We start from the raw sequence: 25725 nt of genomic DNA, 5'->3' as shown, positions 1-25725 counted from the left end.
CATCCAGTACCATAGCGCCCTTTCCATTCCCGGACCCATTTTTCGATGACCGTCTTTTTTGACGGGGTCGAACTATTGCCTGCAATTAAAGATTAGAGCCGAACAACTATGCCTTTTACACTTGGTCAACGCTGGATCAGCGATACAGAAAGCGAACTTGGATTAGGAACCGTCGTTGCCGTCGATGCGCGCATGGTTACCCTCCTTTTCCCTGCTACCGGTGAAAACCGCCTGTACGCTCGCAATGACTCCCCTGTTACCCGCGTAATGTTCAATCCGGGTGATACCGTGACCAGCCATGACGGCTGGCAACTGAAGGTTGAAGACGTAAAAGAAGAGAATGGACTGCTCGCCTACATCGGAACGCGTCTTGATACCGACGAGACAAATGTCATCCTGCGTGAAGTGCTGCTCGACAGCAAACTGGTGTTCAGCAAGCCACAGGACCGTCTGTTTGCCGGGCAAATCGACCGAATGGATCGCTTCTCCCTGCGCTACCGCGCGCGTAAGTTTCAGAGTGAGCAGTACCGCATGCCGTGGAGCGGCCTGCGCGGTCAGCGTACCAGCCTTATTCCCCATCAGCTGAATATCGCCCATGACGTGGGCCGTCGCCATGCGCCTCGCGTGCTGCTGGCTGATGAAGTGGGCCTGGGTAAAACCATCGAAGCAGGCATGATCCTGCACCAGCAGCTGCTCTCTGGCGCTGCCGAGCGCGTGCTGATTGTGGTTCCAGAAACGCTGCAACATCAGTGGCTGGTTGAAATGCTGCGCCGCTTTAACCTGCGCTTCTCCCTGTTCGACGATGAGCGCTATGCCGAAGCCCAGCACGACGCGGACAACCCGTTTGAAACCGAACAGCTGGTCATTTGTTCCCTGGACTTCGTGCGCCGCAGCAAGCAGCGCCTGGAGCATCTGTGCGACGCTGAATGGGATCTGATGGTCGTCGACGAAGCGCATCACCTCGTCTGGAGCGAAGACGCGCCAAGCCGTGAATACATGGCGATTGAGCAGCTTGCCGAGCGCGTACCGGGCGTTCTGCTCCTGACCGCTACGCCGGAGCAGCTGGGTCTTGAGAGCCACTTCGCCCGTCTGCGTCTGCTCGATCCCAACCGTTTCCACGATTTTGAGCAGTTTGTTGAAGAGCAGAAAAACTACCGCCCGGTGGCGGACGCCGTCGCGCTGCTGCTGGCCGGTAATCGTCTCTCTAATGATGAACTTAACACTCTCAGCGATCTGATTGGCGAGCAGGATATTGAGCCGCTGCTTCAGGCCGCGAACAGCGACAGCGATAATGCGGGATCCGCGCGTAAAGAGCTGATCGACATGCTGATGGATCGCCACGGTACCAGCCGCGTGCTGTTCCGTAACACCCGTAACGGCGTGAAAGGCTTCCCGAAACGCGAGCTGCACACCATCAAACTGCCGCTGCCGACCCAGTACCAGACGGCGATTAAAGTCTCCGGCATTATGGGTACCCGTAAATCTGCGGAAGATCGCGCGCGCGACATGCTCTACCCGGAGCAGATTTATCAGGAATTCGAAGGCGACACCGGCACCTGGTGGAACTTCGATCCGCGCGTGGAGTGGTTGATGGGCTACCTCACTGCTCACCGTTCCCAGAAAGTGCTGGTGATCTGCGCCAAAGCCGCTACCGCATTGCAGCTGGAGCAGGTTCTGCGTGAGCGCGAAGGCATTCGCGCCGCCGTGTTCCACGAAGGCATGTCCATAGTTGAGCGCGATCGTGCAGCAGCCTGGTTTGGTGAAGAGGACAGCGGCGCGCAGGTTCTGCTGTGCTCTGAAATCGGTTCTGAAGGCCGTAACTTCCAGTTCGCCAGCAATCTGGTGATGTTCGATCTGCCGTTTAACCCGGATCTGCTGGAGCAGCGTATCGGCCGTCTGGATCGTATCGGGCAGGCGCACGATATTCAGATCCACGTGCCGTATCTGGAGAAAACCGCCCAGTCCGTGCTGGTGCGCTGGTACCACGAAGGGCTGGACGCGTTTGAACACACCTGCCCGACCGGCCGCACCATTTACGATCAGGTCCATGGCGATCTGATCGGTTACCTGGCCGCGCCTGAAAATAGTGAGGGCTTTGATGAGCTGATTAAATCCTGCCGTGAGAAGCACGACGCACTGAAAGCGCAGCTGGAGCAGGGTCGCGATCGCCTGCTGGAGATCCACTCCAACGGCGGTGAAAAAGCGCAGCAGCTGGCCGAAAGCATTGAAGAGCAGGACGACGACACCAGCCTGATCAGCTTCTCCATGAATCTGTTCGACATCGTCGGTATAAACCAGGACGATCGCGGCGAGAACATGATCGTGCTGACCCCGTCCGATCATATGCTGGTGCCGGATTTCCCGGGCCTGCCGGAAGACGGCTGCACTATCACCTTTGAGCGTGATGTGGCGCTGTCCCGCGAAGACGCACAGTTCATTACCTGGGAGCACCCGCTGATCCGCAACGGTCTGGATCTGATCCTCTCCGGCGATACCGGCAGCAGCACCATTTCCCTGTTGAAGAACAAAGCCTTGCCTGTGGGCACGCTGCTGGTGGAGCTGATCTACGTTGTGGAAGCGCAGGCGCCGAAACAGCTTCAGCTTAACCGTTTCCTCCCGCCAACGCCGGTGCGTCTGCTGCTGGATAAAAACGGTACGAATCTGGCCGGCCAGGTGGAGTTTGAAAGCTTCAACCGTCAGTTGAGCGCGGTGAACCGCCATACCGGCAGCAAGCTGGTGAATGCGGTGCAACAGGACGTGCATGCCATTCTGCAACTGGGTGAAACCCAGGCCGAAAAAGCGGCCAGAGTGCTGATTGATGCGGCGCGCAGCGAAGCCGATGAGAAGCTTTCTGCCGAGCTGTCGCGTCTGGAAGCGTTGAAAGCGGTGAACCCGAACATTCGTGACGATGAGCTGGCCGCAATTGAGAGCAACCGCCAGCAGGTGCTGGAAAGTCTGAATCAGGCGGGATGGCGTCTCGACGCCCTGCGTCTTATCGTTGTGACGCATCAGTAAGCGGAGCGCAAAATGGTAATGGAGCCCTACAATCCCCCGATGGATCCGTGGCTGGTCATTCTGTATCAGGACGAGCACATTATGGTGGTTAACAAGCCGAGCGGCCTGTTGTCCGTGCCGGGGCGTCTGGAAGAGCATAAAGACAGCGTGATGACGCGTATCCAGCGCGATTATCCCCAGGCCGAGTCTGTCCATCGTCTGGATATGGCGACCAGCGGCGTGATTGTGGTGGCTCTTAATAAGGCGGCAGAACGTGAGCTGAAGCGTCAGTTCCGCGAGCGCGAGCCGAAGAAGCAGTATGTCGCCCGCGTGTGGGGCCATCCGGCGCAGGCGGAAGGGCTGGTGGATTTACCGCTGATTTGCGACTGGCCGAACCGGCCAAAGCAGAAGGTGTGTTATGAAACCGGCAAGGCTGCGCAGACCGAGTATGAAGTGCTGGAGTACGCGCCGGATAATACCGCGCGCGTCCTGCTGAAGCCGATTACTGGGCGCTCCCATCAGCTGCGTGTGCATATGCTTGCGATGGGTCACCCGATTCTGGGTGACAGATTCTATGCGCCGCCGGAAGCGCTGGTGTTAGCGCCGCGCCTGCAACTGCATGCGCAGACGCTCACCATCACCCACCCTGCTTTCGGCAACGCCATGACGTTCAAAGCCCCGGTGGACTTCTGAAAAAATGGCCCGACACTGTCGGGCCATTTTTTTATTTAAAACCTTTCTGCTCTTTAATCAGCTCGTAGGCTTTCTGGATTTCCTGCGCTTTCTGTTTCGCCATCTCCATCATCTCAGGCGGCAGGCCTTTCGCCACCAGCTTATCCGGATGGTGCTCGCTCATCAGCTTACGATAGGCGCGTTTGATGGTCGTGACATCGTCAGAGGGCTTCACGCCGAGGACATTACAGGCATCTTCAAGCGTAGGGCCACGCTGCGCCTGCTGCCAGCCGCCACCGGACGATTGCTGTTGATAACCGCCGCCAAAGTGCGCGCCGCCCTGCATCATGCGCAGGAACTGATCGAACTGCATGCGGGAAATGCCCAGCTCTTCAGCAATCACATACAGGACGTCCCGTTCATTCGGATGCAGAGAGCCATCCGCGAAGGCGGCCTGGATTTGAATTTCCAGAAACATCCGAATTAAATCAAAGCGCCCGAAGCAGATGCTACGGAACTGCCGCATTTTTTCACGCAGCGGGTAGTTATCCGCTTTACCAATCCGGAATGCATTCTGCGCCGCGACGCGGGATTCGCCGTGCAGATTCATGCGATCCATAAAGACGCTGGCAACCTGAATATCGGCTTCCGTTACGCGCCCTTTTGATTTGGTTAAGTGCCCCATCACCTCGAAGGTGGTGGAGAAGAAGAGTGACTGGCGCTCGCGCTGGTTGGCAAACCAGGCCATTTTGCGGCTGCGTGCTTTATCAAACATATGGCCGATAATGAGGCCAAGAACAACACCCCAGAATCCGGCACCCATAATAATTGCGAACGCAACGCCGATTATTTTACCCCAATACTGCATATACTCCCCGAATGGTCATGTTCCTGGCCGACGCAACGCCATCATTACAGTGGTCGCGCCACGGTCAATTGAGGGACATCGCCTATAATTTGCATTATCATACTCGTCATTCGATAGCGAGCCTAACACTCTGGCGCGCAAACGGGCAGGATTAACGCTGGTACTGCGCTGATGAGTAAGATAGTCTCTGAGCGTTTGTAAGCCGTAGCCACTGATGACGGAACAATAAAATACAACGTATGAAAAAACGTATCCCCACCCTTCTGGCCACAATGATTGGCACCGCCCTGTATAGCCAACAGGGGCTCGCAGCCGATCTCGCCTCGCAGTGTATGCTTGGCGTCCCAAGTTACAATCGCCCACTGGTGAAAGGCGATACGAATGACTTACCCGTCACCATTAATGCCGACAGCGCAAAAGGTAATTATCCTGACAATGCAACCTTTACGGGCAATGTCGATATTAACCAGGGAAACAGCCGTCTGCTGGCTGACGAAGTGCAATTGCACCAGAAGCAGCCGGAAGGTGCTCAGGCGCCTGTCCGTACGGTGGATGCGCTGGGTAATGTGCACTATGACGACAATCAGGTCATCCTGAAAGGTCCGAAAGCCTGGTCGAATCTGAATACCAAAGACACCAACGTCTGGGAAGGTGATTATCAGATGGTCGGTCGTCAGGGGCGCGGTACCGCAGACCTGATGAAGCAGCGCGGCGAGAACCGCTACACCATTCTCGAAAACGGCTCGTTTACGTCCTGTTTGCCAGGGTCAAATACCTGGAGCGTTGTGGGCAGCGAAGTGATCCACGACCGTGAAGAACAGGTTGCAGAGATCTGGAACGCCCGTTTTAAACTCGGCCCGGTGCCCATTTTCTATAGTCCTTACCTGCAACTGCCTGTGGGTGACAAACGTCGTTCAGGCTTCCTGATCCCGAACGCCAAGTACAGCACGTCGAACTACTTTGAGTTCTACCTGCCGTACTACTGGAACATTGCGCCCAACATGGACGCCACGATCACGCCGCACTACATCCATAAGCGCGGTAACATCATGTGGGAGAACGAATTCCGCTATCTGACCAAAGCGGGCGCGGGTCTGATGGAGTTTGATTATCTGCCATCAGATAAGGTGTTCCAGGACGAACATCCGAGCGAAGGTGATAAGCACCGCTGGATGTACTACTGGAAGCACGCCGGGGTATTGGATCAGGTGTGGCGCTTCAACATCGACTACACCAAAGTCAGCGATCCGTATTACTTCAACGACTTCGACTCTAAATACGGGTCCAGTACCGACGGTTACGCCACGCAGAAATTCAGCGTGGGCTACGCCATTGAGAACTTTGACGCGACGGTGTCGACCAAGCAGTTCCAGGTATTTGATACGCAATCGCGTAGTACCTATGGTGCAGAGCCGCAGCTGGACGTGAACTGGTACCAGAACGATGTGGGTCCTTTCGACACGCACGTTTACGCTCAGGCGGTCCATTTCGTCAACACCAACTCGGATATGCCGGAATCAACGCGTCTGCATATCGAGCCGACGATCAATCTGCCGTGGTCAAACGACTGGGCAAGCCTGAATACCGAAGCCAAGCTGATGGCCACCCACTATCAGCAGAAAAATCTGGACTGGTATAACAAACGCTATGGCACCGATCTTGAAGAGTCGGTAAACCGTACGCTTCCGCAATTCAAAATGGACGGGAAGCTGATTTTCGAACGTGACATGGCTCTTCTCGCGGATGGATACACCCAGACGCTTGAGCCACGTATGCAGTATCTGTACGTGCCTTATCGCGATCAGAGCAAAATTCAAAACTACGACTCGTCCTTCCTGCAATCAGACTACAGCGGCCTGTTCCGCGATCGTACCTACGGCGGCCTTGACCGTATTGCGTCTGCTAACCAGTTAACGACCGGCGTCACAACGCGCATTTATGATGATGCTGCCGTTGAACGTTTTAACGTTTCTGTTGGTCAAATCTACTATTTCACCGAGTCTCGTACCGGTGATGACGACATTAACTGGGAGAAAGACAACAAAACGGGCTCACTGGTATGGGCGGGCGACACCTACTGGCGTATGACGGATCGTTGGGGTCTGCGCGGTGGTGTTCAGTACGATACACGACTGGACAATATCGCGACGGGCAGCGCTGCCATCGAATATCGTCGTGATGAAGATCGCATGTTGCAGTTGACGTACCGTTACGCCAGCCCGGAGTATATCCAGGCGACACTGCCAAACTATGCGAATACAGACCAATACAAAGACGGTATTTCACAGGTGGGTACCGCCGCGAGCTGGCCGATCGCCGATCGTTGGTCAGTCGTCGGAGCGTACTACTATGACACGAATGCCCAAAAACCTGCTGACCAGATGCTGGGTCTGCAATATAACTCCTGCTGTTACGCAATACGTGTCGGTTACGAACGCAAACTTAACGGCTGGGATACGCAAAACAGTCAGGGCAAATACGATAACGTGATTGGCTTTAATATCGAGTTGCGCGGCCTGAGCTCTAACTACGGTCTGGGCACGCAGCAGATGCTGCGCTCGAACATTCTGCCGTATCGTAGTTCATTGTAATGTGCTTGATTTACAACGTAATCCGCTTTGCGGTTAATTGAAATGGAAAAAGTATGAAGAACTGGAAAACGCTGCTACTCGGTGTCGCTATGGTTGCGAATACCAGCTTCGCGGCCCCACAGGTTGTCGATAAAGTCGCGGCTGTGGTTAACAACGGCGTCGTGCTTGAAAGTGACGTTGACGGTTTGATGAAATCTGTAAAGCTCAACTCGGGCCAGGCAGGTCAACAACTTCCGGATGACGCTACGCTGCGCCACCAGATCCTGGAACGTCTGATCATGGATCAGATTGTCCTGCAAATGGGCCAGAAAATGGGTGTGAAGATCTCTGACGAGCAGCTCGATCAGGCGATCGCCAACATTGCAAAGCAGAACAACATTACCCCGGACCAGATGCGTAGCCGCCTGGCCTATGACGGCATCAGCTATGCCACCTACCGTAATCAGATCCGTAAAGAGATGCTGATTTCAGAAGTGCGTAACAATGAAGTCCGTCGCCGCGTCACCATCCTGCCTCAGGAAGTGGATGCCCTGGCGAAACAGGTGGGTAATCAGAATGATGCCAGCACTGAACTTAACCTGAGCCACATCCTGATCCCACTGCCGGAAAACCCAACCTCCGATCAGGCGGCTGAGGCGGAAAGTCAGGCGCGCGCTATCGTTGAGCAGGCGCGTAATGGCGATGACTTCGGCAAACTGGCGATCACCTACTCTGCTGACCAGCAGGCGCTGAAAGGCGGCCAGATGGGCTGGGGTCGTATTCAGGAGCTGCCATCCCTGTTTGCCCAGGCGCTGAGCACGGCGAAGAAAGGCGACATCGTCGGTCCAATCCGTTCCGGTGTGGGCTTCCACATTCTGAAAGTGAACGACCTGCGCGGTCAGAGCCAGAACATTTCGGTTACCGAAGTGCATGCGCGCCATATCCTGCTCAAACCGTCTCCGATCATGACTGACGATCAGGCCCGTGCAAAGCTGGAACAGATCGCCGCAGACATCAAGAGCGGTAAAACCACCTTCGATAAAGCGGCAAAAGAGTTCTCTCAGGATCCTGGCTCTGCAAACCAGGGCGGTGACCTGGGTTGGGCGGCAGCGGATATTTACGATCCAGCTTTCCGCGATGCGTTAATGAAGCTGAATAAGGGTCAGATGAGCGCGCCAGTGCACTCCTCCTTCGGCTGGCATCTGATCCAGCTGATGGACACGCGCAACGTGGATAAAACCGACGCGGCGCAGAAAGATCGTGCGTATCGGATGCTGTTTAACCGTAAGTTCTCTGAAGAAGCCGCAACCTGGATGCAGGAACAACGCGCCAGCGCTTACGTGAAAGTGTTGAGCAACTAATGAAACCGCATCGTGTTGTGATCACTCCCGGCGAACCCGCCGGGATTGGGCCTGACCTTGTGGTTCAGCTCGCCCAGCGCAGCTGGCCGGTAGAGTTGGTTGTTTGCGCAGATGCAACACTGTTACAAGACCGGGCAGCCTTGCTCGGTCTGCCTTTAACGCTCCTCCCTTACGTTGAAGGCCAACAGCCCGCACCGCAGCAGGCTGGTACTCTCACCCTGCTTTCTGTTCCGCTCCGTGCACCTGTTGTCCCCGGTGAGTTACACATCGAAAACGGCCACTACGTTGTCGAGACGCTGGCGCGCGCCTGTGACGGTTGCCTTCAGGGCGAATTTGCCGCCCTGATCACCGGTCCGGTGCATAAAGGCGTAATCAACGACGCGGGCATTCCGTTTACCGGGCATACCGAATTTTTCGAAGAGCGTTCGCACAGCCCGAAAGTGGTGATGATGCTGGCAACCGAAGCAATGCGCGTTGCGCTGGTAACAACGCACCTGCCGATCAAAGCCATTCCGGATGCCATTACGCCTGAACTCCTGCGTGAGATCATTGGCATTTTGCATCACGATCTGCAAACCAAATTCGGTATTCCGCAGCCGCATGTGCTGGTTTGCGGCCTGAATCCGCACGCGGGTGAGGGCGGACATATGGGCACTGAAGAGATCGACACCATCATTCCGGTGCTTGAGGAGATGCGGGCGAAGGGGATGAACCTCAGCGGGCCACTGCCTGCCGACACCCTTTTCCAGCCCAAATACCTGGATAAAGCCGATGCCGTACTCGCGATGTACCACGATCAGGGTCTGCCCGTGCTAAAATACCAGGGATTTGGTCGCGGGGTGAATATCACCCTCGGCTTACCCTTTATTCGAACGTCCGTTGACCACGGTACTGCGCTGGATCTGGCAGGCCAGGGAAAAGCGGATGTCGGCAGTTTTATCACGGCGCTTAATCTCGCCATCAAAATGATTGTTAATACTCAATGACTAATCGAGTCCATCAGGGCCACTTAGCCCGTAAACGCTTCGGGCAAAACTTCCTCAACGATCAGTTTGTGATCGACAGTATCGTTTCTGCCATTAATCCGCAGAAAGGCCAGGCCATGGTCGAAATCGGCCCGGGTCTTGCCGCGCTGACCGAGCCGGTAGGCGAACGCCTTGACGAACTGACCGTTATCGAACTCGACCGCGATCTGGCCGCGCGTCTGCAAACGCACCCTTTCCTCGGGCCGAAGCTGACGATTTATCAGCAGGATGCGATGACCATGAACTTTGGCGAACTGTCAGAAAAAATGGGACAGCCGCTGCGCGTGTTCGGTAACCTGCCGTACAACATCTCCACCCCGCTGATGTTCCATCTGTTTAGCTATACTGATGCCATTGCCGACATGCACTTCATGTTGCAAAAAGAGGTCGTTAACCGTCTGGTTGCAGGGCCGAACAGTAAAGCGTATGGTCGTTTAAGCGTGATGGCGCAATATTACTGCAATGTGATCCCGGTATTAGAAGTGCCGCCTTCCGCGTTCACGCCACCACCAAAAGTGGATTCTGCGGTTGTGCGCCTGGTGCCACATAAAACGATGCCGTATCCGGTCAAAGACCTGCGCGTGCTGAGCCGTATAACGACAGAAGCCTTTAACCAGCGCCGTAAAACGATTCGTAACAGCCTTGGCAATCTGTTTACCGTTGACGTGTTAGCTGAGTTGGGCATCGACCCGGCAATGCGTGCGGAAAATATTTCCGTAGAGCAGTACTGCAAGCTGGCTAATTACATCAGCGACAATGCGCCGCCGAAGGAGAGCTAAGCCATGATTGATTCGCCCCGCGTCTGTGTTCAGGTTCAAAGCGTCTACATTGAGTCCCAATCCACACCGGATGAAGAACGTTTTGTCTTTGCTTATACCGTAACCATTCGCAATCTGGGGCGGATGCCTGTGCAACTGCTCGGGCGCTACTGGCTTATCACCAACGGCAATGGCCGCGAAATTGAAGTCCAGGGTGAAGGTGTGGTCGGTGAACAACCCCATATCGCCCCTGGCGAAGAGTATCAGTACACCAGCGGTGCGGTCATTGAAACGCCACTGGGTACCATGCAAGGCCATTACGAAATGGTCGATGCCGACGGTAATGCTTTCCGCATTGCTATTCCTGTGTTCCGTCTCGCCGTACCTACACTTATTCATTAATCTAATGTCTACATATCTGATTGGCGACGTTCACGGTTGCTACGATGAACTGATCGCATTATTAAAACAGGTCGATTTTACTCCCGGGCAGGACACGCTCTGGCTTACAGGCGATTTAGTGGCGCGCGGCCCTGGCTCCCTTGACGTCCTGCGTTACGTCAAATCTCTGGGCGACAGCGTGCGGCTGGTACTGGGCAACCACGATCTGCATCTGCTGGCCGTATACGCCGGGATCAGCCGTAATAAGCCGAAAGATCGCATTACCCCCCTGCTGGAAGCACCGGATGCCGATGAGTTGCTCAACTGGCTGCGTCGCCAGCCACTGCTACAGATTGACGAAGAGAAAAAGCTGGTGATGGCTCATGCCGGCATCACGCCTCAATGGGATCTTGAGACGGCAAAAACCTGTGCGCGCGACGCCGAAGCGGTGCTGGCGAGCGACTCCTACCCGTTCTTCCTTGATGCGATGTACGGCGACATGCCGAATAACTGGAGTGATGACCTCAGCGGCCTGGCGCGGCTACGTTTTATCACCAATGCCTTTACGCGGATGCGCTACTGCTTCCCGAACGGGCAGCTGGATATGTATTGCAAAGATACGCCGGAAAATGCCCCTGCGCCGCTTAAGCCATGGTTTGCGATTCCGGGCCCTGTGACAAACGAATATAGCGTGGTATTTGGGCACTGGGCATCACTGGAAGGAAAAGGCACCCCGGAAAATATCTATGCGCTGGATACCGGATGCTGCTGGGGCGGGGATTTAACCTGCTTACGCTGGGAAGATAAAACCTACTTTGTCCAGCCATCCAACCGACAGCTGGATTTAGGCGAGGGAGAGGCGGTCGCCTCCTGAAGATGTTTATCCTCTCCCTTTGGGGAGAGGATAAAAACGTTAACGACGTTCCAGAATTTCGAAGCAGTAGCTGTGCGAGTTCTGCGCATCCGCATCGTGAAACTCACTGAATACGGACTCCCACTCGTCCGGATCGTAATCCGGAAAATGGGTATCCCCTTCCACTTCCGCATCAATGTGCGTCAGATACAGTTTCTGCGCTTTTGGCAGGAACTGCTCATACACGCGACCACCACCGATCACCATGATCTCTTCGGCATCGCCGCAGGCGGCAATCGCTTCATCAACGGATTTCACCCACTGCACGCGATCGTCAGTGCCCGGCTGGCTACTGATCACAATATTCTTACGACCCGGCAATGGACGACCAATCGACTCCCAGGTCAGGCGGCCCATCACTACTGGCTTGTTTAACGTAGTACGTTTAAACCATGCGAGATCGGCAGGCAGGTTCCACGGCATGGCGTTTTCCATGCCGATAACGCGGTCTACCGCCAGCGCTGCAATCAGACTGATCATTGAAAATTTCCCGGATGCAAAAAATTGCCGCCACTATACGGAAAGCTTAATCTTTCGTCGACTGGCGGCAGGGTAAAGAATTAGAAATTTTTTAATATTGCTGGCAACTCCACTTCACGCAGAGGGTTTACTCTCCGGTTCATCCGCAGGATCGCCGGTATGCTTGCCCTCTTCCGTCCCCTGCCAGCCGTGGCGCTGAACCAGCGACAGGTGATTACGATCCTCGTTGATGATTTCCGTCAGCATGGTGCTGGTGCGTTTAAACACCGCTGCGCGTTCGGTTGCCGTACTGCTCGCCATCGCCACCATCTCTTCCACCATCTCATGGTTAAAGCGGCGGAACAGATCGGCACGTTCACGCGCTTCATACGCACCAAGCCCCAGACTTTCCAGCGCCATGCGGCCAGATTTGAGCGCCCCTTCGAAGGTTTCACGTTCAGGGGCTGCCACCCCCGCCTGACGCAGCTGGATGTAGTGATCCACATCGCGCGCACGGGAGATAATGGTCAGATGCGGAAAATGCTCTTTAACCAGCTCAACCATCTGCATGCTGGTCTCAGGATCGTCGATGGCGTTAATCAGCACCTCGGCTTTCGCCGCCCCGGCGGATTCCAGCAGGTCCGCCCGGGTCGCATCACCGTAAAACACTTTCATATCGAATTTACGCAGCGTATCAACATGGTCAGGATCGTGATCGAGGATAACCATTTTCACACCGCTGGAGAGCAGTAAACGGCCTGCGATCTGCCCGAAGCGGCCAAATCCGGCGATGATCACGCGCGGCTGCTCCTCGTCGATCTCATCGGCTTCTCGCTCCTGTTCGCTTCCCGTTTTTTCCAGACGCGTCAGCAGCACCAGCAGAATTGGCGTTGCGGCCATCGACAGCGCGACCGCCAGGGTCAGCGCTTTTGCCCATTCCGGATCGAGTACATTTGCCATCTGCGCTGCGCCAAAGACCACGAAAGCAAACTCACTCCCCTGTCCCAACAGCACGGCAAACCAGCGGCGTTGCGGTTTTGGCACGTTTAACGGTCGGGCAATCAGCCACAGCATCGCCATTTTAATGACCAGGAAACCCACCAGCAGAATGATAATGCGCAGCGGGTGGGTTACCAGCGTCCCGAAGTCGATAGACATCCCGACGCCGATGAAAAACAGCCCAAGCAGCAATCCTTTAAACGGCTCGATATCGCTTTCCAGCGCGTGACGATATTCGGAGCTTGCCAGTAAGACCCCTGCGAGGAAAGCGCCCATCGCCATCGACAGCCCAGCCTCTTCAAGCAGCAATCCAAAACCAAACACCAGGAATAACGCAACGGCGCTGAATACTTCGCGCAGGCCAGAGCGAGCCACAAAGCGCAGCAACGGACGCGTTACGTAGCGCCCCAGAAGAATTACCAGCGCCAGCGCACCGACAACCTTCAGCGCAGATAAGGCAAATGCCCCCAGCGTCGTTGATGCGCCGCTGGTTGCCAGCAGCGGGATCATCGCTACCAGCGGGATGGCGGCAATATCCTGGAACAGCAGTACGGAGAAGGTGCTGCGCCCCATTTGCGAGACCGTCAGGTTACGTTCGTTCATTGCCTGCATGGCAATCGCCGTCGAGGAGAGCGCCAGCGTCATGCCGATCAGCTCTGCGACTTTCCACTCCATCCCCAGCAAAATGCAGAACCCGCCCAACAGCAGACCGCAGGCCAGCATTTGCAAAGCGCCACCGCCAAACACCGAGGCGCGCAGTTTCCACAGCCGCTGCGGATCCAATTCCAGGCCAATGACAAACAGCATCAGCACCACGCCGATTTCCGCAAAATGCAGGATTGACTCGGCATCCGTCACCAGCCGAAAGCCCCAGGGGCCAATCACACACCCGGCAATCAGATAGCCGAGCACCGAGCCCAGCCCCAGACGGACCGCCACGGGCACAATTAATGCCGCCGCGCCGAGGTAAATCAGCGCCTGTATCATCGTATGGCTATCCATTGTGCCCCTCCTGCCACTCGAGTAAGCGTTGTTTGTAGTGACGAGCCTGCGCCTGCAAGGTTTCATCGTCGCAGATAAAGGTACAGTGCATTGCAAAAGGCGGAAGCCAGTTCAGGCCACAGTAAAGGGCGGTAGCCTGGAGCGGCTGCGCCAGCACGTCAAATCCGGGGAAAGCGCCAATCTCAAAGTGGCTTTCACCCCCACCGGTGGTTACAGCCCACATCAGGCTTTTTCCCTGAAGCGCTTTGCCGTTATGTCCGTATGCCCAACCGTGCGACAAGACTTTGTCGATCCACAATTTCAGCAGCGGAGGTGTGCTGTACCACTGCATCGGATGCTGCCAGACGATCAGATCGGCACGAGAGAGCGCCTCCTGTTCGGCGGCGACATCGATACTGAAATCAGGATAGAGTTGATAGAGGGAACGTATCTCAACGTTTTCGAGCGTCCTTGCCTGCTCAAGCATCCGTTTATTCGCATGCGAATGTTGCGGATAGGGATGCGCATAAATTATCAGAACCATGAATATGCCTGTCTTTTACTTTTCTTGTAGCATTGAGTGTAGACAGTTACCACCCCGACTTAAAGGGGCTATCTAACGGTTAAAAGTAAAACGCAAGTATTGGCAACCCATCCCACCTTACCAGCGACAGTGGCGCTAAACACGAAGAGCGATACGCGAGACAAATTCATCCTACAAAATAGTTATGGCCATTCATATTATCAACAGATATTTTTAGCGAAACTTAAGTCATTATTTAATAAATCAACCTGTACATAACCCATTGAAAAAATAATAATTTTATGCTTTTTTGTTTTAAGCTCACGCTTTAAGACGGACTAAATACGTTTTACGCACGTTATCTAATGTTCCTTCTCACTCAAATGGATGTGTACATGAGCAACAATTTCTTTAGATTAAATCATACAACCAAAACTCTTGGAAAGATATTTCCTGCCTTGTTGATATGCACCCCTGCGGTTGCATTTTCTGCAACGATTGACCAATCAACTTCTGTTCCTCAAGATTTCTCAGCCGATGCTGAATATATTATTAATAAAAACGTGACGATCTCCTCCGCTGGTAGTGAAGCGGCGGTATCGGTCTCTGGGTTTGCGATCGATAATGTCACTAACAAAGGGAATATTTCTGGCACGGGAAATGGCCTGAATATAAATACTGGTGTACAGCGCATTGTAATTAATAACGACATCGGCGCAACCATTTCCTCCACCACCGCGAATGCGGTGAATATTCAGTCACTACTCGGTGATTTTAATAACAGTGGAAACATTACTGGCTCGGAAAATGGCATTTTTGTCAGTGAAAACTCCTCCGCAGTAAATATTACCAATACCAGCACCGGAACGATAAAAGGAAAAACAGGTCTTAGTACTCAGGTTGGCATTGGCATTAATAACAGTGGCGAAATTATCGGTACAAACGGTGATGCTATTACGGCAAATGATGGCAACACTAAGATTTTTAACAGTGCCACTGTGCAGGGAACCCAGTACGGAATCAATGTAAAAGATACAGCAAAATTAGATATCAAAAATAGCGGAACGATTAGTGGTGAAACAAACGCTATTATGTTTGCCAGCGATAAAAATAACACGCTACTGCTCGACACTGGCTCCAACCTCATCGGTGACGTAATATCCACAAATTCCAGAGGAAATACCCTGACGTTGATCGGCACCGGTACGGAAGACAGTAACTTCGTGGGTCTGAATAAAGGCGACGGTTTTGCCAGCGTAAAAATGGAGGGTGAAAGCTGGGCACTGTCGGGCGATCTCGACATTATTGGCTCTGGCGACTCCTTGCTGATAGAGACTGGCGCGTTAACCCTGTCGGGTGCGGTATCGAATACCGGTAATACGCGGGTGGCCAAAGACGCCTCGCTGCAACTGGGCGATGGCGAAAAAACTGCGACGCTCAGCGGTGGGCTCACCAACAATGGTATCGTCATTTTTAATCAGGGTAGCGATTTCACTTTCGCCACCGACATGACCGGTAGCGGTAACGTCGAAAAAGTTGATTCCAACACGCTGACCCTGACAGGCAAAAATAGCTATACAGGGAATACGGTTCTGCACGGTGGCACCACGCTGGTCTCCACCGGAGCAACGCTCGGCGTCAAGGGCAGTAACGCCACCGTTACCGTTGAAAACGGCGCGACCTTTGCCACCGCAGGCGAAGTGAACAACAACATCGCGATTCTTAGCGGCGGTACGCTGGCGGCATGGAATGCAGTCCAGGGTAACTCCACGCTCAGCGCTTCCGGTGTTGATACCATCAACGGCAACGTGGCTAATGGCGGCACGCTGTTGCTGAGTGCGGCTGATAATAGCGTTGGCAATAATTTTACGATTAATGGCGACTACACCGGCTCTGACGGTAGCCAGATTGTGATGAACAGCACTCTGGGTGAAGATAACTCACCAACTGACCACCTCACCATTACGGGCAGCAGCTTCGGTCAGTCCGGCGTCAGCATTACCAACATTGGCGGCGCAGGCGCGCAAACCCTTAACGGTATGGAAATTGTCAGCATTGGCGGCAGTTCCGAAGCCCAGCTGACGCTGGCAAAACCGGTCGTCGCAGGCGCCTGGGAGTATAACCTCTACCAGCACAGTGACGGAAACTGGTATCTGGAATCAAAGGCGACGCCTTCTGATGATCCTTCCGACGACACCGATGACGGTGGCAATAATGATGACGGCGGTAACACCGACGGCGGTGGCAACACCGATAATGGTGGTAACACCGATGACGGTGGTAACACAGATGACGGTGGTAACGCCGATGATGGTGGTAACACCGACAACGGCGGCAACACTGACAACGGCGGCAACACCGATAACGGCGGCAACACTGACAACGGTGGCAACACCGATAACGGCGGCAACACTGACAACGGCGGCAACACCGATAACGGCGGCAACACCGATAACGGCGGTAACAGTGCCCCGGAAGTTATGGCACCTGAAGTGGGTGCTTACTTAGGTAACTACCTTGCCGCGCAGAGCATGTTCCTGCATAAGCGCGACGATCGCGACCAGCTCACTTTCCGCAATGAAGACGATCTGAACACATGGATGTACGTTAAGGGTCGCTATCATGAGAACGATGCGGGTGGCGATAAAGTCAGCTACGACACCACCACCACCGTTCTGCAAGTCGGCAGCGATTTCATGAGCAAGCCAATGGATAACGGCATCCTGCGTGCCGGTGGTATGTTCGGTGCAGGCCAGGCGAAGACCCACTCTGATGCGAAGCACAACGTGCGTGACGCACAGGGTAAAGTTGATGGCTTCAATGTTGGGCTTTACGCCACCTGGCAGGAAGATCAGAAATTACGTCTGGGCAGCTACGTTGATACCTGGGCCGCTTATAGCTGGTACAACAACAAAGCCACCAGCAATCGTAACGATGAAGATTACGATAGCGAAGGTTTCGCCGCGTCTGTTGAAGTCGGCCACGCGTGGGTTATCCAGTCTGAAAATGAACGTACATGGAAGATCGAGCCACAGGCGCAGGTGATCTACAGCTATCTCGATCAGGAAAATCACACCGATCGCGACGGCGTACGCGTAACCACGCTGGACAATGACAGCGTCTTTGGTCGTCTTGGCGTTAAAGCAAGCTACTTCCAGCAGAAGGACGTCAAGGCCTGGCAGCCATACGTCGCAGTTAACTGGTTGAAAGGTGCTGGTCAAAACGATCTGGCATTCAACGACGAAACCGTCAGCAACGATACGCCAGAAGATCGTGGTCAGTTAGAGCTGGGCGTAACCGGCAACCTGAACGAAACCACAACGATCTCCCTGCGTGCCAGCGGTGAGTGGGGTGAAAACAGCTATGCCGCTTACGGCGGTCATATTTTGTTAAACCATCGCTGGTAATCGATCATTCTGACGCAAAAAAAGCAGTGGCATGTGCCACTGCTTTTTTTTAGTTATCCAGCTCACCCATTGATTTAACCTGGTCACGGTTAATCTGTTCAGTTTGACCGGTTTCGGCGTTTTTGTACGATACCAGACCGGTATCGTCATCCACCTGCGGTTTCCCGTCAGTAACGATAGTTTTACCATCGGTGGTTTTTACGGCCTGATTTGACGAACAGCCCGCCACGGTGAACATTGCAGTGGCAGCCAGAACGGAAGCGATCAGTAGTTTATTTTGCATGGTGTTTTCCCCTGCTCTCAGTTGAATTTTCGTTATCGACCTAACCATTTTAGGCTAACTGACTGAAAGCGGATGAAAAACCAGAAGGTTCTTAAGATGGGTAAAGAAAACCGTAGGGCGGGTAAGCGAAGCGCCACCCGCCACTTGCCCGGCGGCGCTAACGCTTGCCGGGCCTACGCAGATTACTTGCTAATCTGAGCGTGCATTTCCTGCACCGAAATCACCTTCTCGGTGGCATCCGCATTCAGCGCCATGGCCGTCGCGAAACCGCCGTTCAGGGTGGTGTCGTAATGCACTTTATACTGGAGCGCGCTGCGGCGAATCAGCTTGGAGTCTTCAATCGCCTGGCGACCTGCGGTGGTGTTGATGATGTAGGTGTACTCACCATTCTTGATACGGTCCTGAATGTGCGGACGACCTTCATGCACCTTGTTCACCAGACGCGGGTTGATCCCAGCTTCACCCAGCACAATTGCCGTGCCGTGGGTTGCATCCAGCTCGAAGCCCTGTTTAAGCAGCTTGGCGGCCAGGTCAACCACGCGCTCTTTATCGCCTTCGCGAACGGAGAGCAGCGCACGGCCCGATTTTCTCATGGTGGAGCTGCTGCCCAGCTGTGCCTTGGCAAACGCTTCTGCGAAGGTGCGGCCCACGCCCATCACTTCCCCGGTAGAGCGCATCTCTGGCCCTAACAGTGGGTCAACGCCCGGGAATTTGTTGAACGGCAGCACCACCTCTTTCACCGAGTAGTACGGCGGGATGATTTCTTTCGTGACGCCCTGCTGAGTCAGCGTCTGGCCAGCCATCACGCGCGCCGCCACTTTCGCCAGCGGAATACCGGTCGCTTTAGAGACGAACGGTACGGTACGTGCCGCACGCGGGTTGACTTCAATCAGATAAACTTCGTTGTCTTTCACTGCGAACTGAACGTTCATCAGGCCGCGAACCTGTAGCTCGAAGGCCAGCTTCTGCACCTGCTGACGCATCACATCCTGAATCTCCTGGCTCAGGGTGTACGCAGGAAGAGAACATGCGGAGTCACCGGAGTGCACGCCAGCCTGCTCGATGTGCTCCATGATGCCGCCAATCAGCACCATTTCGCCGTCGCAGATAGCGTCAACGTCGACTTCAACCGCGTCGTCGAGGAAGCGGTCGAGCAGCACTGGCGCATCGTTGGAAACGCTCACCGCCGTCTGGAAGTAGCGACGCAGGTCGGCTTCGTCATAGACGATTTCCATCGCACGGCCGCCCAGTACGTAGGATGGACGCACCACCAGCGGGTAACCAATCTCTTTCGCTTTCTCAACGGCCATTTCAATCGCGGTCACGGTGGCGTTCGCCGGCTGTTTCAGCTTGAGACGATCAACTGCCTGCTGGAAACGCTCGCGGTCTTCCGCACGGTCAATCGCGTCCGGGCTGGTGCCGATGACCGGCACACCTGCTGCTTCCAGCGCACGCGCCAGCTTCAGCGGAGTCTGGCCGCCATACTGCACGATCACGCCTTTCGGCTTCTCGATGCGCACGATTTCAAGCACGTCTTCCAGCGTAACCGGCTCGAAGTAGAGGCGGTCGGAAGTGTCGTAGTCGGTCGAGACGGTTTCCGGGTTACAGTTGACCATGATGGTCTCGTAACCGTCTTCGCGCAGCGCCAGCGAGGCATGCACGCAGCAGTAGTCGAACTCAATGCCCTGGCCGATACGGTTTGGACCGCCGCCCAGCACCATAATCTTGTCGCGGTCGACGGACGGGTTCGCCTCGCACTCGTCTTCATAGGTGGAGTACATGTACGCGGTATCGGTCGAGAACTCTGCCGCACAGGTATCCACGCGCTTGTAAACCGGGTGCAGGTCATACTGGTCGCGCAGCTTGCGGATCTCCGCTTCACGTACGCCCGCCAGTTTAGCCAGACGCGCATCGGCGAAGCCTTTACGCTTCAGCATGCGCAGTAAGTCTGCGTCAAGGCCGTTGATGCCCAGCTCTGCCACTTTCTCTTCCAGACGCACCAGCTCTTCAATCTGCACCAGGAACCAGCGGTCGATGTTAGTCAGGTTAAATACGCCGTCGATAGAGAGGCCCGCACGGAAGGCATCGGCGATGTACCAGATACGCTCTGCGCCCGCGTCTTTCAGCTCGCGGCGGATTTTGGTCAGTGCTTCCGGGTCGTCCAGGCTGACTTTCGGGTCAAAGCCGGTCGCGCCCACTTCCAGGCCACGCAGCGCTTTTTGCAGGGATTCCTGCTGCGTGCGGCCAATCGCCATGACTTCACCAACGGATTTCATCTGGGTAGTCAGACGGTCGTTCGCGCCGGCGAATTTCTCGAAGTTAAAGCGAGGAATTTTGGTCACAACGTAGTCGATGGACGGTTCGAAGGACGCTGGCGTGCGGCCACCGGTGATGTCGTTCATCAGCTCGTCAAGGGTGTAACCCACCGCCAGTTTCGCCGCCACTTTCGCAATCGGGAAGCCGGTGGCTTTGGAGGCCAGCGCGGAGGAACGGGACACGCGCGGGTTCATTTCGATAACAATCAGACGGCCGGTTTTCGGGTTCACCGAGAACTGCACGTTCGAGCCGCCGGTTTCCACGCCGATTTCACGCAGTACCGCCATCGAGGCGTTACGCATGATTTGGTACTCTTTGTCGGTCAGCGTCTGAGCTGGCGCAACGGTGATGGAGTCGCCGGTGTGGATCCCCATCGCGTCGAAGTTTTCGATGGAGCAGACGATGATGCAGTTGTCGTTTTTATCACGCACCACTTCCATCTCGTACTCTTTCCAGCCAATCAGCGATTCATCAATCAGCAGCTCTTTGGTTGGGGAGAGATCCAGACCGCGTTCGCAAATCTCTTCGAACTCTTCGCGGTTGTAGGCGATACCGCCGCCGGTGCCGCCCATGGTGAATGATGGACGGATGATGCACGGATAGCCCACGTCAGCCGCGACGGCCAGCGCTTCTTCCATGTTGTGTGCGATACCGGAACGCGCGGTGTCGAGGCCAATTTTTTTCATTGCTACGTCGAAGCGACGACGGTCTTCTGCTTTATCAATCGCGTCGGCGGTTGCACCAATCATGGTCACGCCGAACTCTTCCAGCACGCCCTGACGCTCCAGCTCCAGTGCACAGTTCAGCGCCGTCTGGCCGCCCATGGTCGGCAGCACCGCATCCGGACGCTCTTTCTCGATAATTTTGCGTACCACTTCCCAGTGAATCGGCTCAATGTAGGTCGCATCTGCCATTTCCGGGTCGGTCATGATGGTGGCCGGGTTAGAGTTGACCAGGATGACGCGGTAACCCTCTTCGCGCAGGGCTTTACACGCCTGCGCGCCGGAGTAGTCAAATTCGCAGGCCTGGCCGATCACGATCGGGCCAGCGCCAAGGATCAGGATGCTTTTTATGTCTGTACGTTTTGGCATGGTCTTCTCAGCTCCTGATTATTTAGCAGTCTTACGGTATTGCTCGATAAGTTCGATGAAGTGATCGAACAGCGGCGCGGCATCGTGTGGGCCCGGGCTGGCTTCAGGGTGGCCCTGGAAGCTGAACGCAGGCTTATCGGTGCGATGGATACCCTGCAAGGTACCATCGAACAGTGACTTATGCGTCACGCGCAGGTTAGCTGGCATCGTCGCTTCATCCACAGCGAAGCCGTGGTTCTGCGCGGTGATCATTACCGTGTTGTTGTCGATATCTTTCACCGGGTGGTTACCACCATGGTGGCCGAACTTCATCTTGACGGTGTTCGCTCCGCTCGCCAGCGCCAGCAGCTGATGGCCGAGACAGATGCCGAATACCGGGATATCGGTTTCAAGGAAGGACTTAATGGCGTCGATAGCGTAGTCACACGGCGCCGGGTCGCCAGGACCGTTAGAGAGGAAGATGCCGTCCGGGTTCATCTTCAGAACATCTTCCGCAGACGTTTGTGCCGGGACGACCGTCAGGCGGCAGCCACGGTCAACCAGCATACGCAGGATGTTGCGCTTGGCACCAAAATCGTAGGCCACCACGTGGAACGGCAGCTCGCTTTCCGGTTTCGCTTCCGGCAGGTCGCCTTCCAGAGTCCAGCTTCCCTGCGTCCAGCTGTAGGCTTCTGTGGTAGTCACTTCTTTCGCCAGGTCCATCCCGTTCAGGCCCGGGAAGGCTTTCGCTTTTTCCAGCGCCAGCGCCGCATCGAGGTTGTCCCCTGCGATGATGCAGCCATTTTGTGCACCCTTCTCGCGCAGCAGACGCGTCAGCTTACGGGTATCGATATCGGCAATCGCCACAATGTTATGGCGCTTCAGGTAAGAAGAGAGGTCTTCGGTGTTGCGGAAGTTGCTGGCAATCAGCGGCAGGTCGCGAATGACCAGGCCTTGCGCATGTACCTGAGAGGATTCTTCGTCAGCCGTATTGGTGCCGACATTGCCGATATGAGGATAAGTAAGAGTAACGATTTGGCGAGAATAGGAAGGATCAGTGAGGATTTCTTGATAACCGGTCATTGAAGTATTGAAAACGACTTCCCCAACCGCCGAACCCGTTGCCCCTATGGCCCGACCGATAAACTGGGTTCCGTCTTCCAGAACCAATAGCGCTGACTTAATCAAAACACCCTCCAGAGAATATTCACTCACTTTATTTGCATATTAATTCATAACCATGTCATGGATCAATGCAAATGTGTTGCCAGCGGATTTTTGGCAAACGGCGGCATTCTGGGGATTTGCCATGTAAAAGTCAACTTAAAACGGGGATTTTGTTTATTCTTTTGCAGGCCTGATGGCTTGATTTCAAATTAAGCGGCAAAAAGATCAACTAAATCACTGTGGAAACCGCTTGCGCAGGCAGTTTAAAAGAAACAATCGTCTTGCGGGAATAAAAAGTGGACCAGATGGTCAAAATTTACAGTACAGCAACATAAAATAGCATGAAAACACTTACTTTAAATGAGTTAAATGCAATAATCCTTTGAAATAGACAAAATAAAAGGGCAATAAAATATTGCCCTATGCAATCAAACAGTTACGACTGCAATAACCACATCACGATGGGTAATAACGCTTACAAATTGTTGAGTTCGAGCACATCTCGCATATCAAAAAGACCATTTGGCTTACCTTTTAGCCACAGTGCGGAGCGTACCGCCCCGTTTGCAAACGTCATGCGGCTGGATGCTTTATGTGTGATTTCGACCCTTTCACCAATATCGGCGAACATAGCGGTATGTTCGCCGACGATATCACCCGCGCGAACGGTGGCAAAACCAATGGTGCCAGGCACGCGCTCGCCAGTGTGACCTTCGCGAGAATAGACCGCGATGTCTTTCAAATCTTTATCCATTGCATAAGCAATCGCTTCGCCCATCGCCAGCGCCGTGCCAGATGGGGCATCGACTTTATGGCGGTGGTGCGCTTCAATAATCTCAATGTCGGTATAGTCGCCCATCACCTTCGCTGCCTTTTCCAGCAGTTTCAGCATAACGTTAACGCCTACGCTAAAGTTCGCGGCGAAGACAATCGCAATGTCGGCGGCTGCTTCCTGAATGGCCTGTTTACCGGCATCATCGAAACCGGTGGTGCCAATCACCATCCCTTTACCGTGCTGGCGGCAAAACGCCAGGTGAGTCAAAGTGCCTTCCGGACGGGTAAAGTCGATGAACACGTCAAAGTCTTCTTTCACCGCCTCCAGGTTGCTCTGCACGGTAACGCCTGTCTTGCCCGCGCCTGCCAGCTCGCCCGCATCGGAGCCCAGCAGGGATGAACCTTCACGCTCCAGCGCCGCGCCAAGTGCCACGCCATCCATCTGTAGTGCCGCCTGAATCAGCTGGCGACCCATACGTCCACCCGCGCCCGCAATGGCGACACGGATCTGTGCATCATGCATAGTTATTCTCTTACGTTAAAATGATGTAAACCGTTTTCAGATTAACCAGCCTTCGCTAACGCTGCCAACTGAAAACACCAATAATTAGAATTTAACGTGAAACCGACTCAGATATCAGTAAAAGACATGATTTTGTCGTCACGATAAGATACGAAGCAAAAAAAAGGCCAGCACAGAAGGTGCTGGCCTTTCATCAGAAAAGAAATTATTCCACTTCGCGGGCGTCAATTCGCAGCTCTTTCGGCACTTCAAAGACAATGTTCTCTTCACGGCCTTCCAGCGGCACCGCTTCGCCACCACCCAGCTCTTGCAGGCGGGCAATGACGTTTTGCACCAGAATATCCGGCGCTGAAGCACCTGCGGTAACACCGACGCAGGCCGCGTTTTTCACCCACGCTTCCTGAATGTCCGTTGCGTCGTCGATCAGAAACGCCGCTTTCCCCATACGCTGCGCCAGTTCGGCCAGACGGTTAGAGTTAGAGGAGTTTTTTGAACCGACCACCAGCACCACGTCCGCCTGTTCAGCCAACGCGCGCACGGCTTCCTGACGGTTGGTGGTTGCGTAGCAGATATCATCTTTGCGCGGCCCGACGATTTTTGGGAAGCGCTGGCGCAGGGCGTCAATCACGTCTGAGGTGTCGTCCACGGAAAGCGTCGTCTGGGTCATAAACGACAGACGCGCTTCGTTTTTCACATTCAGCGTAAAAACGTCTTCCGGCGACTCAACCAGATACATACCCCCTTCCGGGTTGCTGTACTGACCCATGGTGCCTTCAACTTCCGGGTGACCGGCATGGCCAATCAGAATCGACTCTTCACCACGACGGCTTGCACGCGCCACTTCCATATGCACCTTGGTCACTAACGGACAGGTGGCATCGAATACGGTCAGATCGCGGCTTTTGGCTTCGTTACGTACGGCCTGGGATACGCCGTGCGCGGAGAAGATGAGGATTGCGCCGTCCGGCACTTCGCTGATCTGCTCGATAAAAATCGCACCGCGCTCGCGCAGGCTGTCGACCACGTAGCGGTTGTGCACCACTTCGTGACGCACGTAAATCGGCGCGCCGTAAATCTCCAGCGCATTTTCAACAATGCTGATAGCGCGGTCTACACCAGCGCAAAAACCGCGCGGGTTAGCCAACAGGATCTGCATTTCAGTCCTCCAGCGCCGGATCGATCTCCAGCACTTCTACATCAAAATGAACGGTACGCCCGGCAAGCGGATGGTTGAAGTCAACGGTGATGGAATCCCCGTTGATTTCGCGGATCACGCCAGGCATTTCGCTGCCGTCCATAGCGGTAAAGAGCATAATCGCCCCGATCTCCGGTTCACCCGCATCCATAAACTCACGGCGCGAGAAGTACTGAATCAGATCCGGGCTTGGCACACCGAATGCCGCATCCGGCTCCAGTGAGAACGCTTTTTTCTCACCCTCTTTCAGCCCGAGAAGCTGTTGTTCGAGGCCTTCAGACAGGGAGGTGTCGCCCAGACGAAACAGCGCCGGTTTGCCATTGTTGCGGGTGGACTCGGCCGTGGAGCCGTCATCCAGCTTCAGCGTGAAATGAACGAGAACCGCGCTGTTGCTCTGTACGGATTTAGACATGCAAATTGCTCGCTTGTTTTGGGTCACCATTTGCCCGGTGGCGCTACGCTTACCGGGCCTACGGGGGCCACAAA

General features: G+C 54.7%; 19 protein-coding genes. 9 read left to right on the top strand and 10 right to left on the bottom strand.

The window, feature by feature from the left end; genetic code table 11:
• Positions 1 to 108 precede the first annotated feature (108 nt).
• Together rapA and rluA are read left to right on the top strand one after the other, a co-directional pair.
• The gene (rapA, locus tag L3069_RS03475; protein WP_023299306.1) at positions 109 to 3015 is read left to right on the top strand and encodes an RNA polymerase-associated protein RapA; all 2907 of its coding nucleotides are present in this window, start codon (positions 109 to 111) and stop codon (positions 3013 to 3015) included.
• 12 nt (positions 3016 to 3027) lie between these two features.
• Positions 3028 to 3687: a bifunctional tRNA pseudouridine(32) synthase/23S rRNA pseudouridine(746) synthase RluA gene (gene rluA / locus L3069_RS03470; protein ID WP_038415318.1), complete on the top strand. Its 660-nt coding sequence runs from the start codon at positions 3028 to 3030 to the stop codon at positions 3685 to 3687.
• Between the two features lie 31 nt (positions 3688 to 3718).
• Here rluA and djlA read toward each other — a convergent pair whose 3' ends face one another.
• Positions 3719 to 4534 (bottom strand): co-chaperone DjlA, encoded by an 816-nt coding sequence (djlA, locus tag L3069_RS03465; protein ID WP_023299305.1) that lies wholly within the window; start codon positions 4532 to 4534, stop codon positions 3719 to 3721.
• Between the two features lie 239 nt (positions 4535 to 4773).
• Between djlA and lptD the strand changes: the two genes are divergently transcribed.
• The 6 genes from lptD to apaH are packed head-to-tail and all read left to right on the top strand — an operon-like array spanning position 4774 to position 11503.
• Entirely contained in the window at positions 4774 to 7125 is a 2352-nt protein-coding gene (gene lptD / locus L3069_RS03460) for an LPS assembly protein LptD (RefSeq protein WP_023299304.1), read from the top strand.
• A gap of 53 nt (positions 7126 to 7178) precedes the next feature.
• Positions 7179 to 8465, top strand: coding sequence for a peptidylprolyl isomerase SurA (surA, locus tag L3069_RS03455; RefSeq protein WP_003856417.1), 1287 nt, complete (start codon positions 7179 to 7181; stop codon positions 8463 to 8465).
• The gene (pdxA, locus tag L3069_RS03450) at positions 8465 to 9451 is read left to right on the top strand and encodes a 4-hydroxythreonine-4-phosphate dehydrogenase PdxA (RefSeq protein ID WP_022647019.1); all 987 of its coding nucleotides are present in this window, start codon (positions 8465 to 8467) and stop codon (positions 9449 to 9451) included. The genes surA and pdxA overlap by 1 nt, the downstream gene beginning before the upstream one ends.
• Entirely contained in the window at positions 9448 to 10269 is an 822-nt protein-coding gene (rsmA, locus tag L3069_RS03445; RefSeq protein WP_003856423.1) for a 16S rRNA (adenine(1518)-N(6)/adenine(1519)-N(6))-dimethyltransferase RsmA, read from the top strand. Before pdxA ends, rsmA begins: the two co-directional genes overlap by 4 nt.
• 3 nt (positions 10270 to 10272) lie before the next feature.
• A complete protein-coding gene (gene apaG, locus L3069_RS03440) occupies positions 10273 to 10650 on the top strand; it encodes a Co2+/Mg2+ efflux protein ApaG (RefSeq protein WP_003856425.1) in 378 nt (125 codons plus the stop codon).
• Positions 10651 to 10654: 4 nt separating this feature from the next.
• On the top strand, positions 10655 to 11503 hold the full coding sequence (apaH, locus tag L3069_RS03435; protein ID WP_022647017.1) for a bis(5'-nucleosyl)-tetraphosphatase (symmetrical) ApaH: 849 nt from the start codon (positions 10655 to 10657) through the stop codon (positions 11501 to 11503).
• 39 nt (positions 11504 to 11542) lie between these two features.
• Here apaH and folA read toward each other — a convergent pair whose 3' ends face one another.
• The 3 genes from folA to kefF form a co-directional block, all read right to left on the bottom strand.
• The gene (gene folA, locus L3069_RS03430; protein WP_003856431.1) at positions 11543 to 12022 is read right to left on the bottom strand and encodes a type 3 dihydrofolate reductase; all 480 of its coding nucleotides are present in this window, start codon (positions 12020 to 12022) and stop codon (positions 11543 to 11545) included.
• A 114-nt stretch (positions 12023 to 12136) separates the two neighbouring features.
• Positions 12137 to 14002 carry a glutathione-regulated potassium-efflux system protein KefC gene (gene kefC, locus L3069_RS03425; protein ID WP_022647016.1) on the bottom strand — a complete coding sequence of 622 codons (1866 nt, stop codon included), beginning with the start codon at positions 14000 to 14002 and terminating at the stop codon, positions 12137 to 12139.
• Positions 13995 to 14525, bottom strand: coding sequence for a glutathione-regulated potassium-efflux system oxidoreductase KefF (gene kefF, locus L3069_RS03420; RefSeq protein ID WP_022647015.1), 531 nt, complete (start codon positions 14523 to 14525; stop codon positions 13995 to 13997). Before kefF ends, kefC begins: the two co-directional genes overlap by 8 nt.
• A 362-nt stretch (positions 14526 to 14887) precedes the next feature.
• Here kefF and L3069_RS03415 point away from each other — a divergent pair, with 362 nt between their 5' ends.
• The gene (locus L3069_RS03415) at positions 14888 to 17911 is read left to right on the top strand and encodes an autotransporter outer membrane beta-barrel domain-containing protein (protein WP_369874995.1); all 3024 of its coding nucleotides are present in this window, start codon (positions 14888 to 14890) and stop codon (positions 17909 to 17911) included.
• 49 nt (positions 17912 to 17960) lie between these two features.
• Here L3069_RS03415 and L3069_RS03410 read toward each other — a convergent pair whose 3' ends face one another.
• The 6 genes from L3069_RS03410 to fkpB form a co-directional block, all read right to left on the bottom strand.
• Positions 17961 to 18194 carry a YgdI/YgdR family lipoprotein gene (locus L3069_RS03410; RefSeq protein ID WP_003856439.1) on the bottom strand — a complete coding sequence of 78 codons (234 nt, stop codon included), beginning with the start codon at positions 18192 to 18194 and terminating at the stop codon, positions 17961 to 17963.
• A 182-nt stretch (positions 18195 to 18376) separates the two neighbouring features.
• Positions 18377 to 21601 (bottom strand): carbamoyl-phosphate synthase large subunit, encoded by a 3225-nt coding sequence (gene carB, locus L3069_RS03405; protein WP_038415313.1) that lies wholly within the window; start codon positions 21599 to 21601, stop codon positions 18377 to 18379.
• An 18-nt stretch (positions 21602 to 21619) separates the two neighbouring features.
• Positions 21620 to 22768 carry a glutamine-hydrolyzing carbamoyl-phosphate synthase small subunit gene (gene carA / locus L3069_RS03400; protein WP_038415311.1) on the bottom strand — a complete coding sequence of 383 codons (1149 nt, stop codon included), beginning with the start codon at positions 22766 to 22768 and terminating at the stop codon, positions 21620 to 21622.
• A 454-nt stretch (positions 22769 to 23222) separates the two neighbouring features.
• Complete coding sequence (gene dapB, locus L3069_RS03395) at positions 23223 to 24044, bottom strand: 4-hydroxy-tetrahydrodipicolinate reductase (protein WP_022647011.1); 822 nt, start codon at positions 24042 to 24044, stop codon at positions 23223 to 23225.
• A gap of 205 nt (positions 24045 to 24249) precedes the next feature.
• Entirely contained in the window at positions 24250 to 25200 is a 951-nt protein-coding gene (gene ispH, locus L3069_RS03390) for a 4-hydroxy-3-methylbut-2-enyl diphosphate reductase (protein WP_022647010.1), read from the bottom strand.
• Between the two features lies 1 nt (position 25201).
• Positions 25202 to 25651 (bottom strand): FKBP-type peptidyl-prolyl cis-trans isomerase, encoded by a 450-nt coding sequence (gene fkpB, locus L3069_RS03385; RefSeq protein ID WP_022647009.1) that lies wholly within the window; start codon positions 25649 to 25651, stop codon positions 25202 to 25204.
• Positions 25652 to 25725: the final 74 nt, after the last annotated feature.

Origin of the sequence: Enterobacter cloacae complex sp. ECL411 (assembly GCF_021869665.1) — a bacterium.
GTDB lineage: Bacteria > Pseudomonadota > Gammaproteobacteria > Enterobacterales > Enterobacteriaceae > Enterobacter > Enterobacter intestinihominis.
Note: the sequence above shows the minus strand (reverse complement) of the source record. Positions and strands in the feature narration are given on the sequence as shown.